We start from the raw sequence: 13,933 nt of genomic DNA, 5'->3' as shown, positions 1-13,933 counted from the left end.
TCTAGCCGGCCAGCGCGTGCAGCAGCTTCGATGCTCCGCCTGCGGCGCGGCGGACATCTTCGAACAGCACCATCATCTCGTAGATCGCCAGGAAGGCGCCGCTGTAGAACCAGGGGCGCCAGCGTTCCTCGATCCAGGCGACCAGCCGGTGGGCGCCGTCCATCGGCAGCAGCCGGGCAACCGCCACGGCGCTGAGGATGCCCAGCAGCGCGCCGCCGGTGACGTCGCCGGGGTAGTGCAGGCCGAGATAGACCCGCGGCAGGGAGATCGCCAGTGCCGCCCACAGGCAGGCCAGCAGTCCCCACGGGCGGGAGGCGCGGACGAAGGTGGCGGCCAGTGCGAAGCCCAGGGCGGCATTGTCGCTGGGGAAGGAACTCCAGTTCTTCAGCGCCTCGCGGCTCTGGCCGATGGGCGGGACGAAGGGCAGGCCGGCGTCGTGCAGCGGTCGGGGCCGGGCGGGCATCACCGCCTGGATCAGAATGGATGCCGCCACCGCCAGCACCACGGCGGCGATGGCGTCCACCACCAGCCGGCGTCCGCCCTGCGTGTCCTCCCGGCGGAACCAGAGCCACCACAGCGCCGCGCTGAACAGGCCGAGCTTGACCAGATAGATGTTGGCGATCCCGCGCACCGCCATGTCCAAGGCCGCGCTGTGCCCGGCAAACTGGTTCAGCCAGAGCAGCAGCGTCTGGTCGAGGCGATGCAGCGACTCCACACGGCGTCTCCTCTGGTGGATGGGGGCGGAGGAAAGTGTTGCGGTTTCATGACAAGGGCGGTCAACGGAGCATCGGAAGGCGCCATCCGGGTCAGGGGCAGAGGCTTCGGGGTGCCCCCTCCCGCCAATCCTTGCCGCCGATCCTCGCCGCCGTTGCCGGGATATCCACTGCGGCTGGCGGGCAGCCGGTGCTTTCATGAGATGGCGCAGTATTTAATATCGCCTTTGATAATATAAAGAAAATGTCATCGTCAAAATGATGCCGGAAGAGAATGATTTGGCCAGGATTCATCTGGACTGCTCTTGCTGCTTATCGAAAGTGGTAATATCCTGCGCTGCGAAAGACGGAATGGATGGCGATACGCCAAACCATTCAAGATACGGATTGCATGGGGGATTTGATGGCGACTGTCGTGATGATGAAGCACCCGCAGACGGGGCTTACCAAGAAGGGGCTGGTCGGGTTCAGCTGGACCACGCTGTTCTTCGGCGGCTTTCCCGCCCTGTTCCGCGGCGACTGGGGAATGGGGCTTCTCCTGACGCTGCTGGCCTTCTTCACCGGTAACATTTCCAGCATCATCGCCGCGTTTCTCTACAACAAGAGCTACACGTCCAAGCTGATCGAAAAGGGCTACCTCTTCGCCGATACCGAGGCGCTGAACAGCCTGGCCCGCGCCAAGCTCGGCGTCGAGGCGGCCGCTGCGGTCCCGAACCCGACCTGATCGGCCCTGACGGATCGATCTCGGGAGTTGAAAAGACGACGGGCGGCGCACGGTACGGCGCCGCCCGTCGTCTTTTCAGCTTTTCGTCTTTTTCAGTGGAACTCGATGTAGCGGTCCAGCGCGGCGCGGCGCAGCGCGCGGACGATATGAGGGGGTGCGCCGCTGGCGACGATGTGGCCGCCGGCCTCCCGGCAGCGGTTGGCCAGGATGAACATCATCCCGATGGCGGCGGAATCGATGAAGGTGACGAAACGCAGGTCGAGCCGGACCACCGGGTTGGCTGCGAAATCCCAGTCGCGCAGCATGTCATGGAAGCGGTTGCCATCCTCATAGGTGCAGCGGCCGGACAACAGGATGCCGTCGCAACCGTCGACAGTGGTGAAGGCATACTCCATCGGCCCGTCCAGTCCCTCTCCCCATGATGCGGCGCCTGCGATGCGCCGCCGGCCCATGGGAGCATGAAGGGTTGCGGCGGTGCAAGGGTATGGTGGCAAAAGCGGCGGAACCGGCCGGCCGGTGCCGAAGCGGGCTGGACAAACCGGGGCGACGCCTCTATGTCGGGGTCGCTTCCGCCGACACCGGTCCCGCTCCTGTGCAGCGGGCCTCCGGAACCGGCCGGAAGGCTTCCACAACCCGCAAACCCTGAACGCCGCCGGCCACCGTCCGATGTCGCGGAGGTGTCAGCCTTTCCCTTGCCGCCGTTCCCTCGCCGCGGGACCTCTGGCATTCCGGCTCGGCATCCGGGGATTGCATCGTCGAAGGGAGGGTGCCGGCATGCACACCGATCCCCATGCACCGGTTCCGCGGACGGACAGCGCCGCCAACCCCCATGGCCATGCCCAGGAGGTGGAGGACGAACGCCGCTATGGCGTCGAGCCGGACTTCGTGGAGGAGATCGCCGGCCTGCTGCGCGCCCGCGAGCGCGATGCCGTGCTGGCGCGGCTGGACGGGCTGCATGCCGCCGACATCGCCGACCTGATCGAACAGGCGGAGCCGGCCGAGCGCGCCGACCTGATCGACCTGCTCCCCACCGAGCTGGACGGCGAGGTGCTGTCCTACCTGAACCCGGACCTGCGCGAATCGCTGATCGGGCGGTTCGAGCCGCAGGAACTGGCCGACGCCGTCGCCGACCTCGACACCGACGATGCGGTGGAACTGATCGAGGATCTGGACGCGGAGACGCGGGCGCAGATCCTGGCGAAGCTGCCCGACGCCGAACGCGCCCTGGTCCAGGAGAACCTGACCTACGACGAGGACAGCGCCGGCCGCATGATGCAGCGCGAGCTGGTCGCGGTGCCGGAATTCTGGACGGTCGGCAAGACCATCGACTTCGTCCGGGCGGCGACCGACACGCTGCCGGAGGATTTCTACGACATCTTCATCGTAGACCCGATGCACCGGGTGGTCGGGGCCGTGCCGCTGTCGCGCCTGCTGCGCCAGCGCCGGGCCGTGCGCATCGCCGATCTGGTGACCGGCGAGGTCGACGCCATCCCCGCCACCATGGAGCGGGAGGAGGTGGCGAACCTGTTCCGGCAATATGCCCTGGTCTCGGCCCCGGTGGTCGATGCCGCCGGCCGGCTGATCGGCGTCATCACCGTCGACGACGTCGTCCGCATCATCGACGAGGAGGCGGACGACGACCTGCGCAAGCTGAGCGGGTCGGGCGACACCGGCGTGTTCAGCGGCATCGGCGACATCGCCCGCAGCCGTGTCGGCTGGCTGACCATCAACCTCGGCACCGCTTTCCTGGCGTCGGGCGTCATCTCGCTGTTCGAGGGCACCATCGAGCAGATCGTGGCGCTGGCGGTGCTGATGCCCATCGTCGCCTCGATGGGCGGCAATGCCGGCACCCAGACGCTGGCCGTCGTCGTCCGCGCGCTCGCGACTCACGACCTGTCGTCGGCCAACGCGATGCGCGTGGTGGGGAAGGAGCTGCTGGTCGGGCTGATCAACGGCGGTATCTTCGCCGTGATGGTCGGGCTGATCGCGCTGGTCTGGTACGGCCCTCTGATCGGCGTCGTCATCGGGCTCGCCATGATCATCAATCTGGTCGTGGCGGGCCTGAGCGGTGCCCTGATCCCGCTGGGGCTGGAAAAGTTGGGGGTGGACCCGGCGGTGTCGAGCGCGGTGTTCCTGACGACGGTGACGGACGTCGTCGGGTTCCTGGCGTTCCTCGGGCTGGCGTCGGTGTTCCTGCTGTAGGGAGCAGGGTGCGGGGCGATGGCGCCCGCTGCCTCATCCATTCCCCGCCCCGCTCGACCGAGGAGCGGGCCGAACGCGGGGAGGGGTGGAAAAGGGTAGAGGAATGGAGAGGCGGGAAAGGGCCGGGCCTCAGCCCAGCCCCTTCTGCCCCATCTCCAGGAACTTCTCGCGGCGCTTGGCGCGCAGGGTGACGCCGTCCAGCCCGTCCAGCTCGCCCAGCGACTCCTCGATGCAGTCGCCCAGCTTCCTGATCGTCTCGGCCGGGTCGCGGTGGGCGCCGCCGATGGGCTCGCTCACCACATGGTCGATGACGCCCAGCTCCTTCAGATCCTGGCTGATCAGGCGCAGCGCGATGGCCGCCTCGCCCGCCATGTCGGAGCTGCGCCACAGGATCGACGCGCAGCCTTCCGGCGAGATCACCGAATAGATTGCGTGTTCCAGCATCAGCACGCGGTCGGCGGTGGCAATCGCGATGGCGCCGCCCGAGCCGCCTTCGCCGATGACCGAGGCGACCATCGGCACGTTCAACCGCAGGCAGCGCTCGATGCTCTTGGCGATGGCCTCGGCCTGGCCGCGCTCCTCCGCCTGGACACCGGGGAAGGCGCCGGCGGTGTCGACCAGCGAGACGACCGGCAGCTTGAAGCGGTCGGCCAGATCCATCAGGCGCTGGGCCTTGCGGTAGCCTTCCGGCTTCGCCATGCCGAAATTGTGGCGGACGCGCGTTTCGGTGTCGTTGCCCTTTTCCTGGCCGATCACCACCACGGACCGGCCGCGGAAGCGACCCAGACCGCCGATGACCGCGCGGTCTTCGGCGAAATGGCGGTCGCCGGCCAGCGGCGTGAAGTCCTCGATCAGGCCATGCACATAGTCCAGGCAGTGCGGCCGGTTGGGGTGGCGGGCCACCTGTACCTTCTGCGCGGGCGTGAGCTTGGCGTAGGTCTGCCGCAGGAGCTTGTCGACCTTGGACTGCAGCTTGGCGACCTCGTCGGCGATGTTGATGTCGCCGGCGTTGGTCAGGTGCCGCAACTCCTCGATCTTGCCTTCAAGCTCGGCGATGGGCTTTTCGAATTCCAGGAAGGTCTGCATGCCGGACACAGGTGGTTGGCGAGGCGCACGAAAAATCGCGCGCTTGGTAGCACGCCCGGCGCGCCTGCGCCACAGCGGAAAGGTGCGGGTCACCCTGGGAAGGGTTCCGCGACGAACCCACAGGGTTTATCCTCATCGCCCGGGAAATTCCAAGCCTAATCGTTGTCCCGGTTGATCGAGGCGATCCCATCCCATGCGTTCCTTCCCCCCGCCTTCCTTCCCCTCGCCTTCCTTCAAGGACCATTTTTCCGGCCATGCCGGTGATTACCGCGCGTTCCGGCCGACCTATCCGCCCGGATTGGCCGCCGCCCTGGCCGATGCGGCGCCGGCGCGCGGGCTGGCCTGGGACGTCGGTTGCGGCAACGGGCAGTTCTCCGTGGCGTTGGCCGGCCACTTCGCGGCGGTCCAGGCCACCGACGCCAGCGCCGAGCAGATCGCCCAGGCTGAAGCGCACGATCACGTTCGCTATGCCGTCGCCCCGGCGGAGGAAAGCGGCCTGCCCGACGGCTGCTGCGACCTGATCGTCGCGGCGCAGGCGGCGCACTGGTTCGACCTCGGACGCTTCTATGCCGAGGTGCGGCGGGTGGCGAAGCCGGGGGCGGCGGTGGCGCTCGTCTGCTATGGCCGGCAGTGGCTGGACGATCCCGTGCTGGACCCGGTGGTGGAGCGATTCCACAACGGCACGCTGGGACCGTACTGGCCGGCCGACCGCTGGAAGGTGATCGAGGGCTATCGTGGCATGGACTTCCCGTTTCCGGAACTGCCCGTGCCGCCGCTGGCGATGGAGGCGGTGTGGCCGCTGGCGCGGCTGCTCGGCTACATGAACACATGGTCGGGGGTGAAGGCGGCGACCAGGGCGCTGGGCGGCAATCCGCTGGAGGATTTTGCCGAGGAGATCGTGCCGCTGTGGGGCGATCCGGAAACGGAGCGGCGGATCCGCTGGCCGCTGACGGTCCGGCTGGGGCGGGTGGGGTAGGGGGCGCTGCGTCCCCCTGCCGCGTTGTCCCTTTACGCCCCCTCCGCCACCACGCGCTCATAGGCCGGCAGGGTCAGGAAGTCGGTGAAGTCCTCTCGCGCCACCAGATCGCGGAACAGGGACGCGGCGTCGGCGTAGCGACCCTTGGCATAGGCATCGGCGCCGACGCGGGTTTCCCAGGCCGACAGCTCTTCGGCGACGATGCGGTCGATCAGATCCAGCGTCACGGCCTGACTGTCGTCCAGCGCGGTGCCGGTGTGGACCCACTGCCAGACCTGGGTGCGGCTGATCTCCGCCGTGGCGGCGTCCTCCATCAGGTTGAACAGCGGGACGCAGCCCTGGCCGCGCAGCCATGCCTCGATATAACCGATGCCGACCGCCACATTGTTGCGCAGGCCCGCCTCGGTCTTCGGCCCGGCGGGCACCGCCAGCAGGTCTGCGGCGGTGACGGTCACGTCGGTGCGCTTGCGGGCGATCTGGTTCGGCGTCGGCATGTAGGCGTCGAACACCTCGCGCGCCACCGGGACCAGTCCGGGATGGGCGACCCAGGTGCCGTCATGGCCGTTGGACGCCTCGCGCTCCTTGTCGGCGCGCACGCGGGAGAAGGCGACCTCGTTGGCCTCCGGGTTGTCCTTCACCGGGATGAAGGCGGCCATGCCGCCGATGGCCGGCGCGCCGCGGCGGTGGCAGGTGCGGATCGCCAGCTGGCTGTAGGCCGACAGGAAGGGGGTGGCCATCGTCACCTCCGCCCGGTCGGGCATGACGGCGGCGGGGTCCTTGCGGAACTTCTTGATGAAGCTGAAGATATAGTCCCAGCGCCCGCAGTTCAGGCCGGCGGAATGCTCGCGCAGTTCATAGAGGATCTCGTCCATCTCGAAGGCGGCGAGGATGGTCTCGATCAGCACCGTCGCCTTGATCGAACCATGCGGCAGGTGGAGATACTCCTCCGCCACCAGGAAGACCTCACGCCACAGCCGCGCCTCGAAATGGCTTTCCAGCTTGGGCAGGTAGAAGTAGGGGCCGCTGCCGCGCGCCAGCAGCTCGTGCGCGTTGTGGAAGACATGCAGGCCGAAATCGAACAGCGCGCCCGACATCGGCTCGCCGTCCATCAGCACATGGCGCTCCTCCAGATGCCAGCCGCGCGGCCGGACCTTCAGCACCGCGGTCCTGTCGCCGAGGCGGTATTTCTTCCCGCTGACGGGATCCTCGTGGGTGATGGTCCGGCGCACCGCGTCGCGGATGTTGATCTGCCCCTCGACCAGATTGGTCCAGGTTGGGCAGGTGGCATCCTCGTAATCGGCCATGAAGACTTTGGCGCCGCTGTTCAGCGCGTTGATGACCATCTTGCGGTCGACCGGTCCGGTGATCTCCACCCGGCGGTCGAGCAGGTCGACGGGCAGCGGGCTGATCGTCCAGTCGGCGTCGCGGATCGCGCGGGTTTCCGGCGGGAAGTCGGGCTTGTGGCCCTGGTCAAGCAAAGCCTGCCGCTTGGTTCGCACATTCAGCAGCCGCAGCCGTTCGCCGCCGAAGCGCCCTTCCAGCTCCGCCAGGAAGGCCATCGCCTCCGGCGTCAGGATCTCCTCGAAACCGGGATTGATCGGACCGCGGACCTCGAGACCTGAAATGACTGGACCGGACATGCTGGTGGCCATCGTGCTGCTCCCCATCCCGTAGCGTGACGAACCGCTCTCCCGGCGGTTGGGCACCCGGTATAACACGGGAAACGGACGGTCCGGGGACGGCCTAAGGTCGCAGATGGGCTGGCGGGATCAGCCCATGCTTCTTCAGCATGCCGCGCAGCTGATGGTAGCCCAGCCCGAGAGCCTCGGCGGTCTGGCGCTGGTTGAAGCGATTGCGCTCCAGCGCGTCGCGCAGGATCGACGCTTCGAAGGTGCGGACCTGATCGAGGATGCCGCCGTCGAAGGTGGGGGCGGGGGCTTTCGCCTGGGGGGACGCTATGTCCTGACGGGCGGCCTCCGGACGGGCGGTCGGGGCCACGGCCGGACGCCAGGGCGACTCGAAGGGATCGAGGACGATGTGGTCGAGCGGCTCGTCGGGATCGGCGGCGGCGACGGAGCGCTCCACCGCGTTGCGCAGCTCGCGCACGTTGCCGGGCCAGTCATGGCCGCATAGCCGGTCGAGTGCCGCATCGGTGAAGCCGGGGAACAGCGGGCGTTGCAGCTCGCGGATCATGCCCAGCGCGAAATGCTCGGCCAGCGGCGGGATGTCGTCGGGGCGGGCGCGCAGCGGCGGCAGGGTCACCACGTCGAAGGCCAGCCGGTCCAGCAGGTCGGCGCGGAAGCGGCCGGCGGCGGCCAGCGCCGGCAGGTCGGCGTTGGTGGCGCCGACAACCCGGACATCGACGGTGGCGGTGCGGCCGCCCACCCGCTCGATCTCGCCATACTCGACGGCGCGCAGCAGCTTTTCCTGAACGGCGGGAGAGGCGGTTGCGATCTCGTCGAGGAACAGGGTGCCGCCGTCCGCCTGCTCGATCCGGCCGATCTGCCGGCGGGTGGCGCCGGTGAAGGCCCCGGCCTCATGCCCGAACAGCTCCGAATCCAGCAGCGACTCCGGCAGGGCCGCGCAGTTCATCTTGATGAAGGGACGGTCCCACCGCTGCGACAGGTAGTGCAGCCGGGCGGCGATCAACTCCTTGCCGGTCCCGCGCTCCCCGATCACCAGCACCGGCCGCTCCAGTGGCGCCACCCGCGACACATGGGTCAGCGTGGCGAGGAAGGCCGGCGATTCGCCGAGGAGGGAGGGCGGAGTGACCGTCATCGTTGATTTCGCCATCAGTTCGCTGATCTTGCGATAATATCGCCTGAATGGCGATACGGCAACGGATGGGTCCTGCTGGTCCGGAGCGCCGAACGCCCAAGCGCTTCAAGGGGTTCGTTGCCTTTCGGCGGAATTGGCACGGCGGTTGCGATAGCTCTGTCATGGCAAGGAGGTCATCCATGAGCGACTTCAGCGATTTCCGCCGCCGCTACGGCGGTGACCGCTTCAACGCTTCGCAGGGGCGCCCGCTGGCGCGCCGCGTGCGCAACTATCTCGCCACCCGGCCGGCCGAAAGCTGGCTGTTCTTCTTCGCCGGCATCGTCGCCGGCGCCATCCTCGGCTGATTGACGGGACACGTATCATGAGCATCTTTTCGCGCCTGACCGACATCGTGCAGTCGAACCTCAACTCCCTGCTCGACCGCGCCGAGGAGCCGGAGAAGCTGATCCGCCTGATCATCCAGGAGATGGAGGACACGCTGGTCGAGGTGCGCTCCTCCACCGTCAAGATCATCGCGGAGAAGAAGGAGATCGAACGCCGCGTCGCCGATCTGCGCCGCGAGCGCGATGAATGGGACCGCAAGGCCGAAGTGGCGCTGACCGCCGGCCGCGAGGATCTCGCCAAGGGCGCCCTGATCGCCAAGTCGAAGGTCGCCGAACAGGCCGACACGCTGACCGAACAGCTGGTGCAGGTCGAGGCCGCCCTGTCCAAGGCCAACGAGGACATCGGCCGCCTGCAGGCCAAGCTGACCGATGCCAAGGCCCGTGAGAAGGCGCTGGTCGCCCGCACTCAGACCGCGGCCAACCGCGTCAAGGTGCGCGGCGCCCTGCATGACGAGCGCATCAACGAGGCGCTGTCGCGCTTCGAGCAGGTCGAACGCAACCTGGACGAGCTGGAGGGCCGCGTCGAGTCCTACGACATCGGCCGGACCAAGAGCCTGACCGAGGAGATTGCCGAGCTTGAGGCGAGCCAGAAGGTCGAAGAGGATCTGGCGGCGCTGAAGGCCCGCATCGCCGCCCGCCGCAACGGCTGAGGGCGGATCGGACCCGGCTGCCGGGGTGGGGCGGTGACGCCCCGCCCACTCCCCTCACGACAATAAGAAGGCCCGACGACCATGGGGTTCCTGGGTTTCGTCCTTGCGGTGCTGTTCCTGGTGGTGGTGGCGCCGGTCTGGATCGTCTTCCACTACATCACCAAATGGCGCTCGCAGCGCGGGCTGTCCGCGCAGGACGAACGGCTTCTGGCCGAACTGTGGGAAATCTCCAACCGGCTGGAGACCCGCGTCCATGCGCTGGAACGTGTGCTGGACGCCGAGGCGCCGAACTGGCGCAACAAGCTGTGACGGCGGCTTTTACGGTGGTTTGCCGGCTGTAGCGCGCCTTTTCAGGCTGTGTCATTCAATTCTTGGGAGGAGTCATGGACCGCGCGTCCCCCTACGACTCGCCGAATCCGCACCGGCTCTACCGCGACCCGCAGCGCGGGGTGCTGGGTGGGGTATGCACGGGCATCGCCGATTACTTCGGGATGCAGCCGGGCGTCGTCCGGCTGGCGATGCTGGTCGCCCTGTTCTTCTTTTCGGTGCCGCTGGTGATCGCCTACGTGATCGCGCTGATCGTGCTGCCGGTGCGGCCGCCGCAGCTGTACCGCGATGCCGAGGAAGAGGCGTTCTGGCGCACGGTGTCGACCAAGCCCGACCGCACGCTCGCCGGTCTGACCCAGCGCTTCCGCGACATGGAGAAGCGGATCGTCGGGATGGAAGCCTACGTCGCCTCGAAGGAATTCGAGTTGAACCGCGCGATCCGCGATCTGGATCGCTGATTGGCCTGAAATTTCCCGATGACAGTCCGGTCCGCCGATCCCCGACCGGGGTCGGGGGGCCGGTGACGTCAGCGCCGCTGGCGGCGCCGGTCGCGGACGCGGATCGGAATCGGTTTGGGTGTCGGCATCGTGGCGATCAGACCGGCCAACGCCGCAGCCGTCGCCACCGCACCACCCAGCAGAACGAGATCCATCATAGGCCCTCCACCATCGAGATCCCCGCGTTCACCCACATGGTGAAGCAGATGGTTACAACATGGTAGCGAAAAGAGTGACTGACAACATCTCCGCCACTGCGGTCGCCCCTAGGTCACACCGGTAGGGGACACCCGAGGCGGCGTCCAAGCCTTGATCCAAATCACGGACTGGGCCGTTATTGGTCGAAAGGACAGAGCGCCGTCTTTTCCAGATGGGAAGGGACGGCGCCTTTGTCGAATCCCCGCCCTTCGACGGAGCCCCGCCCCGATGTCCGACAGCAGCCTTCAGCAACGCGCCTCCCGCCGGCGCAAATCCCTGCTCCGCGGCGCCCTGATGCTGAACGGGGCGTCGGTCGTCGTGACCGCGCTGCTGTTCGTCCTGCTGCTGTCGCTGGTGGCGCCGCCGATGGGGCTGAACGCGCCCGGCGCACGGATGGCGCTGTGGGCCCGGCTGGCGCTGTGGCCGGCGCTGCTGCTGTTCGGCATGGTCGTCGGCGTGATGGCGATGCGCGGCCGCACCCAGGCCTTCAATCCGATCGAGGATCCCGAGTCGCGCGGCCAGCGCGTCTGCCAGCGGGTGCTGGCCAACAGCGTGGAGCAGTCCGCCATCTTCGTCCCGGCACTGGCCGCCCTGGTCGCCACCCTGCCGCAGCCCTCGCTGGGGGCCGCGGTGGTGGCGACCGGGCTGTTCGTGCTGGGGCGGCTGCTGTTCTGGGCGGGCTATCTGGTGCATCCCTTCGCGCGGGCACCGGGCATGGCAATGACGCTGACCGTCAATCTGATCGTGCTGGGCTGGGCCGTTCTGCTGCAACTGGGCGGGATGCAGCCCGGCTGACGGGCTTGTCCGCGGGGGGAGCGCTGGCCGGAGCCGCGGTCTTCGCCAGATGCAGCCAGCGGTTATAGGCCTCCACACTGACCGGCGCCCGGTGCTTCCGCCCGATGCGGACGATCTCCGGCAGGGCCAGAAGCACCTTCAAATCGGTCAGGCGCGGGCCGTTGCGCAGGTTCTTCCAGCTGTTGCCGGCCCAGGATCGGGCCAGCCGCCACGCCATCAGCGAGGAGGGGCAGCGCGCCACCTCGCGGATCAGGTCGTTGCGGTGGTTGTAGAAGCGCTCCATCCCCGGCTTGCGGCCCTTCTCGCTCTTGTCGTGGTAGACCATGATGTCGGGCAATGCCACGACGCGGTATCCGGCGCCGATCAGCCGCAGGCAGCGGTCCTTCTCCTCGCCCTGGCGGTAGAGTTCGGGCATATAGAGGCCGACCCGCTCCACGGCGCTGCGCCGCAGCAGGTGACCGCAGCCGACATACCAGGGAACGTCGAACGGAGCGGCGCCCTTGGGGAAATAGACCAGCCCGTCGCGCGTCTCGATGTTGCAGGCGACGGCGGCGACCTCCGGATTCTCCTCCAGATAGGCGACGCAGCGGGCCAGCCCGTCCGGATCCTCGAACCAGCTGTCGTCGTCGACCGACAGGATGCAGTCGCCGGTGGTGTTCACGAAACCGAAGTTGCGGGCCAGGATCAGCCCGCCATTGTGCGGCTGGCGGACATAGCGGACGGTGGGGAACTCCGCCCGCATCATGGCACCGGTGCCGTCGCTGGAGCCGTCGTCGATGACGATGATCTCCATCGGCGGGGTGGTCTGGTTCATCAGCCGGGTCAGCGCGATGCGCAGCTCCGGCCCGCGGTTGTAGGTGGCGATGACGGCGCTGACGCTCAGCGTCATGACGGCCTCCTTCCGACGTAATTGGGCGGTGCCACCACCGGGCGAAGCGGGTCGTCGTCCAGGATGCCCCAGGCGCGCAGCGCCCGCGTCAGCCCGATCCACAGCAGGATCGGCAGCAGCGAGAAGAAGCCGAACTTCACGATGGTGATGTTGCCGTCGCGGAACCATTGCAGGCACAGCGGCAGGAAGGCGCAATAGAACAGCACGGCGTAGCGGTTGCGGAACCCGCTGGTCCAGAACCAGCGGTGCAGGCGGCCGAGGATCAGGCCGACCACCACCATGGTGACGACCATGCCGATCCAGCCGGCGCTCATCCAGCCGTCGCCGGGCAGCGAGGTGGTCAGGTTGTAGAAGACGCCGTAGTCGTTCAGATCCACCCACTTCACCGGCGCGCCCACCGGCTTGCCCGGCCACAGCAGGCGGGGGATCGGCTCGGTGAACAGCTGCAGATACTGGGTGAACCAGGTGTAGGTCGCCGACTGCTTCGGCACCACCCACAGGATGTAGGCGAGGAAGTCGAAGTTCGCCAGATCCTGGCCGGCCAAGGCGTCGAGCGCCCGGCCGCTGCCGCTGCCGCCGTTGAACTTCAGCAGGACGGAGGCGGGCGCGTCGCCGGCCAGCACGTCGCGGAAGGCGTCGCGGTTGTTGCCCAGCACGGTGAACAGGCCCATCACCGGGATGGCGGCCAGCACATGCCACAGCCGGAACCACTTGGTGCGGCTGCGGTACAGCATCAGCAGCACCAGACCCAGGATGCCCATGATGATGGCCCAGCGGCCCCAGCCCAGATAGGCGCGGTAGGCGACGAAGCCGGCGAAGGGGATGAAGGACAGCGGGTGGAAGCGGCAGACCCAGATCAGCCCCAGCGTCAGCGGCAGGCCCATCGAATGGGCTTCCGCGATGTAGCCGGTGGTGTTGGTGTAGATCGGCTGGCCGGTCAGCGGGTCGCGCTCCATCTGCACGTCGCCGGTGCCGTCGAAGCTGGCGCCGCCCTGGCGCTGGACCGCCGAATAGATGGCGAGCGGACCCAGCAGTGCCGCGGTGGTCAGGAAGGCGACGATGTCGACGCGGTCGAAGGTGAAGACCGGCGCCGGCTCGCCGTTCGGGGTCCAGTCGGGCCGGACCAGACCTGCCCAGATGCAGGCGGCGGCGAAGGCGATCAACGCCACCGAACTGACCACCAGCGTCATGACGAACTGCTGCTCACTCGGCCAGAATCCCATGAACAGCCAGACATCGTCGAAATGCTGGGTGTGGACCAGGATCGGCCGCATGACGAAGACCAGGGTGTGGAAGATCAGGTACAGCGTCAGCGGATGGAACATCGACGCGCTGCCGGAGCTGAGGTACACCGCGGTCACCAGCACCAGCACCAGGACCTGCGCGATCAGCGCCATTTCGATCATCGGCAAACCGTCCCCGGTTGTAGGCTCCGCCTGAACAGACGGGCACTCCGCAGGCAAACGGGTACGACCGGCCGGTCAGGCTAGGATGAAAAGCCAGCCTATACGTCCCGTCCCGGTCGGGCAGGTGTGCAGAGGGCGTGGCCCCTTCGCACCCGCACACCCCCTTCGCGCTTTTGCCGGTGCCGTTGGCCTGGGTCAGTCTCCCTCCTTCGGCGGCATCTGCCGCTGTCTTTGAGGAGGTTCTCCCATGTTCCGTTCCCAAACTCGTCTTCGGAGTGGAGCGGCCCAAATCCTGCCTCGGGTTCTGCT

At 67.6% G+C, this 13,933-nt stretch carries 16 protein-coding genes; 8 read left to right on the top strand and 8 right to left on the bottom strand.

The window, feature by feature from the left end; genetic code table 11:
• Position 1 precedes the first annotated feature (1 nt).
• Positions 2–715 carry a phosphatase PAP2 family protein gene (locus VH569_RS02655; protein ID WP_423313807.1) on the bottom strand — a complete coding sequence of 238 codons (714 nt, stop codon included), beginning with the start codon at positions 713–715 and terminating at the stop codon, positions 2–4.
• A gap of 401 nt (positions 716–1,116) precedes the next feature.
• On the opposite strand from VH569_RS02655, the gene VH569_RS02650 reads away from it, so the two are divergent.
• Complete coding sequence (locus VH569_RS02650; RefSeq protein WP_423313805.1) at positions 1,117–1,437, top strand: hypothetical protein; 321 nt, start codon at positions 1,117–1,119, stop codon at positions 1,435–1,437.
• 92 nt (positions 1,438–1,529) lie between these two features.
• Here VH569_RS02650 and VH569_RS02645 read toward each other — a convergent pair whose 3' ends face one another.
• The gene (locus tag VH569_RS02645; RefSeq protein WP_423313803.1) at positions 1,530–1,832 is read right to left on the bottom strand and encodes an STAS domain-containing protein; all 303 of its coding nucleotides are present in this window, start codon (positions 1,830–1,832) and stop codon (positions 1,530–1,532) included.
• Positions 1,833–2,211: 379 nt separating this feature from the next.
• On the opposite strand from VH569_RS02645, the gene mgtE reads away from it, so the two are divergent.
• Complete coding sequence (mgtE, locus tag VH569_RS02640; RefSeq protein WP_423313801.1) at positions 2,212–3,639, top strand: magnesium transporter; 1,428 nt, start codon at positions 2,212–2,214, stop codon at positions 3,637–3,639.
• Between the two features lie 129 nt (positions 3,640–3,768).
• On the opposite strand, the gene VH569_RS02635 is transcribed toward mgtE, so the two are convergent.
• Positions 3,769–4,725: an acetyl-CoA carboxylase carboxyltransferase subunit alpha gene (locus tag VH569_RS02635; RefSeq protein ID WP_377808596.1), complete on the bottom strand. Its 957-nt coding sequence runs from the start codon at positions 4,723–4,725 to the stop codon at positions 3,769–3,771.
• A 193-nt stretch (positions 4,726–4,918) separates the two neighbouring features.
• Between VH569_RS02635 and VH569_RS02630 the strand changes: the two genes are divergently transcribed.
• Positions 4,919–5,701, top strand: a complete 783-nt coding sequence (locus tag VH569_RS02630) for a class I SAM-dependent methyltransferase (protein ID WP_423313799.1) — start codon at positions 4,919–4,921, stop codon at positions 5,699–5,701.
• Between the two features lie 32 nt (positions 5,702–5,733).
• Here VH569_RS02630 and aceB read toward each other — a convergent pair whose 3' ends face one another.
• Together aceB and pspF are read right to left on the bottom strand one after the other, a co-directional pair.
• The gene (aceB, locus tag VH569_RS02625) at positions 5,734–7,353 is read right to left on the bottom strand and encodes a malate synthase A (protein WP_423313797.1); all 1,620 of its coding nucleotides are present in this window, start codon (positions 7,351–7,353) and stop codon (positions 5,734–5,736) included.
• A gap of 91 nt (positions 7,354–7,444) precedes the next feature.
• Positions 7,445–8,479, bottom strand: a complete 1,035-nt coding sequence (gene pspF / locus VH569_RS02620; RefSeq protein WP_423313795.1) for a phage shock protein operon transcriptional activator — start codon at positions 8,477–8,479, stop codon at positions 7,445–7,447.
• A 179-nt stretch (positions 8,480–8,658) separates the two neighbouring features.
• Here pspF and VH569_RS02615 point away from each other — a divergent pair, with 179 nt between their 5' ends.
• From VH569_RS02615 to pspC, 4 genes are all read left to right on the top strand, one after another.
• On the top strand, positions 8,659–8,823 hold the full coding sequence (locus tag VH569_RS02615; protein ID WP_199235430.1) for a hypothetical protein: 165 nt from the start codon (positions 8,659–8,661) through the stop codon (positions 8,821–8,823).
• Positions 8,824–8,840: 17 nt separating this feature from the next.
• The gene (pspA, locus tag VH569_RS02610) at positions 8,841–9,512 is read left to right on the top strand and encodes a phage shock protein PspA (protein WP_377808600.1); all 672 of its coding nucleotides are present in this window, start codon (positions 8,841–8,843) and stop codon (positions 9,510–9,512) included.
• Between the two features lie 81 nt (positions 9,513–9,593).
• The gene (pspB, locus tag VH569_RS02605) at positions 9,594–9,821 is read left to right on the top strand and encodes an envelope stress response membrane protein PspB (protein ID WP_109051986.1); all 228 of its coding nucleotides are present in this window, start codon (positions 9,594–9,596) and stop codon (positions 9,819–9,821) included.
• Positions 9,822–9,895: 74 nt separating this feature from the next.
• On the top strand, positions 9,896–10,297 hold the full coding sequence (gene pspC, locus VH569_RS02600) for an envelope stress response membrane protein PspC (RefSeq protein ID WP_423313792.1): 402 nt from the start codon (positions 9,896–9,898) through the stop codon (positions 10,295–10,297).
• 68 nt (positions 10,298–10,365) lie between these two features.
• On the opposite strand, the gene VH569_RS02595 is transcribed toward pspC, so the two are convergent.
• Positions 10,366–10,494 (bottom strand): hypothetical protein, encoded by a 129-nt coding sequence (locus tag VH569_RS02595; protein WP_256379242.1) that lies wholly within the window; start codon positions 10,492–10,494, stop codon positions 10,366–10,368.
• A gap of 268 nt (positions 10,495–10,762) precedes the next feature.
• Between VH569_RS02595 and VH569_RS02590 the strand changes: the two genes are divergently transcribed.
• Positions 10,763–11,329 (top strand): MAPEG family protein, encoded by a 567-nt coding sequence (locus tag VH569_RS02590; RefSeq protein ID WP_395459093.1) that lies wholly within the window; start codon positions 10,763–10,765, stop codon positions 11,327–11,329.
• On the opposite strand, the gene VH569_RS02585 is transcribed toward VH569_RS02590, so the two are convergent.
• Positions 11,268–12,218 carry a glycosyltransferase family 2 protein gene (locus tag VH569_RS02585; protein ID WP_423313789.1) on the bottom strand — a complete coding sequence of 317 codons (951 nt, stop codon included), beginning with the start codon at positions 12,216–12,218 and terminating at the stop codon, positions 11,268–11,270. The genes VH569_RS02590 and VH569_RS02585 overlap by 62 nt on opposite strands.
• Positions 12,215–13,624, bottom strand: coding sequence for a hypothetical protein (locus VH569_RS02580; RefSeq protein WP_423313787.1), 1,410 nt, complete (start codon positions 13,622–13,624; stop codon positions 12,215–12,217). Before VH569_RS02580 ends, VH569_RS02585 begins: the two co-directional genes overlap by 4 nt.
• Positions 13,625–13,933 lie beyond the last annotated feature (309 nt).

The organism is Azospirillum sp. 11R-A (assembly GCF_049472615.1).
Classification (GTDB): Bacteria; Pseudomonadota; Alphaproteobacteria; order Azospirillales; family Azospirillaceae; genus Azospirillum; species Azospirillum palustre.
Note: the sequence above shows the minus strand (reverse complement) of the source record. Positions and strands in the feature narration are given on the sequence as shown.

What these genes read in the sequence shown, in the direction of transcription:
- aceB (WP_423313797.1), bottom strand. Translation starts at nt 7,353, where the DNA reads ATGGCCACCAGCATGTCCGGTCCAGTCATTTCAGGTCTCGAGGTCCGC.
- mgtE (WP_423313801.1), top strand. Translation starts at nt 2,212, where the DNA reads ATGCACACCGATCCCCATGCACCGGTTCCGCGGACGGACAGCGCCGCC.
- VH569_RS02630 (WP_423313799.1), top strand. Translation starts at nt 4,919, where the DNA reads ATGCGTTCCTTCCCCCCGCCTTCCTTCCCCTCGCCTTCCTTCAAGGAC.
- VH569_RS02635 (WP_377808596.1), bottom strand. Translation starts at nt 4,725, where the DNA reads ATGCAGACCTTCCTGGAATTCGAAAAGCCCATCGCCGAGCTTGAAGGC.
- VH569_RS02615 (WP_199235430.1), top strand. Translation starts at nt 8,659, where the DNA reads ATGAGCGACTTCAGCGATTTCCGCCGCCGCTACGGCGGTGACCGCTTC.
- VH569_RS02595 (WP_256379242.1), bottom strand. Translation starts at nt 10,494, where the DNA reads ATGATGGATCTCGTTCTGCTGGGTGGTGCGGTGGCGACGGCTGCGGCG.
- pspF (WP_423313795.1), bottom strand. Translation starts at nt 8,479, where the DNA reads ATGACGGTCACTCCGCCCTCCCTCCTCGGCGAATCGCCGGCCTTCCTC.
- VH569_RS02590 (WP_395459093.1), top strand. Translation starts at nt 10,763, where the DNA reads ATGTCCGACAGCAGCCTTCAGCAACGCGCCTCCCGCCGGCGCAAATCC.
- VH569_RS02645 (WP_423313803.1), bottom strand. Translation starts at nt 1,832, where the DNA reads ATGGAGTATGCCTTCACCACTGTCGACGGTTGCGACGGCATCCTGTTG.
- pspB (WP_109051986.1), top strand. Translation starts at nt 9,594, where the DNA reads ATGGGGTTCCTGGGTTTCGTCCTTGCGGTGCTGTTCCTGGTGGTGGTG.
- VH569_RS02580 (WP_423313787.1), bottom strand. Translation starts at nt 13,624, where the DNA reads ATGATCGAAATGGCGCTGATCGCGCAGGTCCTGGTGCTGGTGCTGGTG.
- VH569_RS02650 (WP_423313805.1), top strand. Translation starts at nt 1,117, where the DNA reads ATGGCGACTGTCGTGATGATGAAGCACCCGCAGACGGGGCTTACCAAG.
- VH569_RS02585 (WP_423313789.1), bottom strand. Translation starts at nt 12,218, where the DNA reads ATGACGCTGAGCGTCAGCGCCGTCATCGCCACCTACAACCGCGGGCCG.
- pspA (WP_377808600.1), top strand. Translation starts at nt 8,841, where the DNA reads ATGAGCATCTTTTCGCGCCTGACCGACATCGTGCAGTCGAACCTCAAC.
- pspC (WP_423313792.1), top strand. Translation starts at nt 9,896, where the DNA reads ATGGACCGCGCGTCCCCCTACGACTCGCCGAATCCGCACCGGCTCTAC.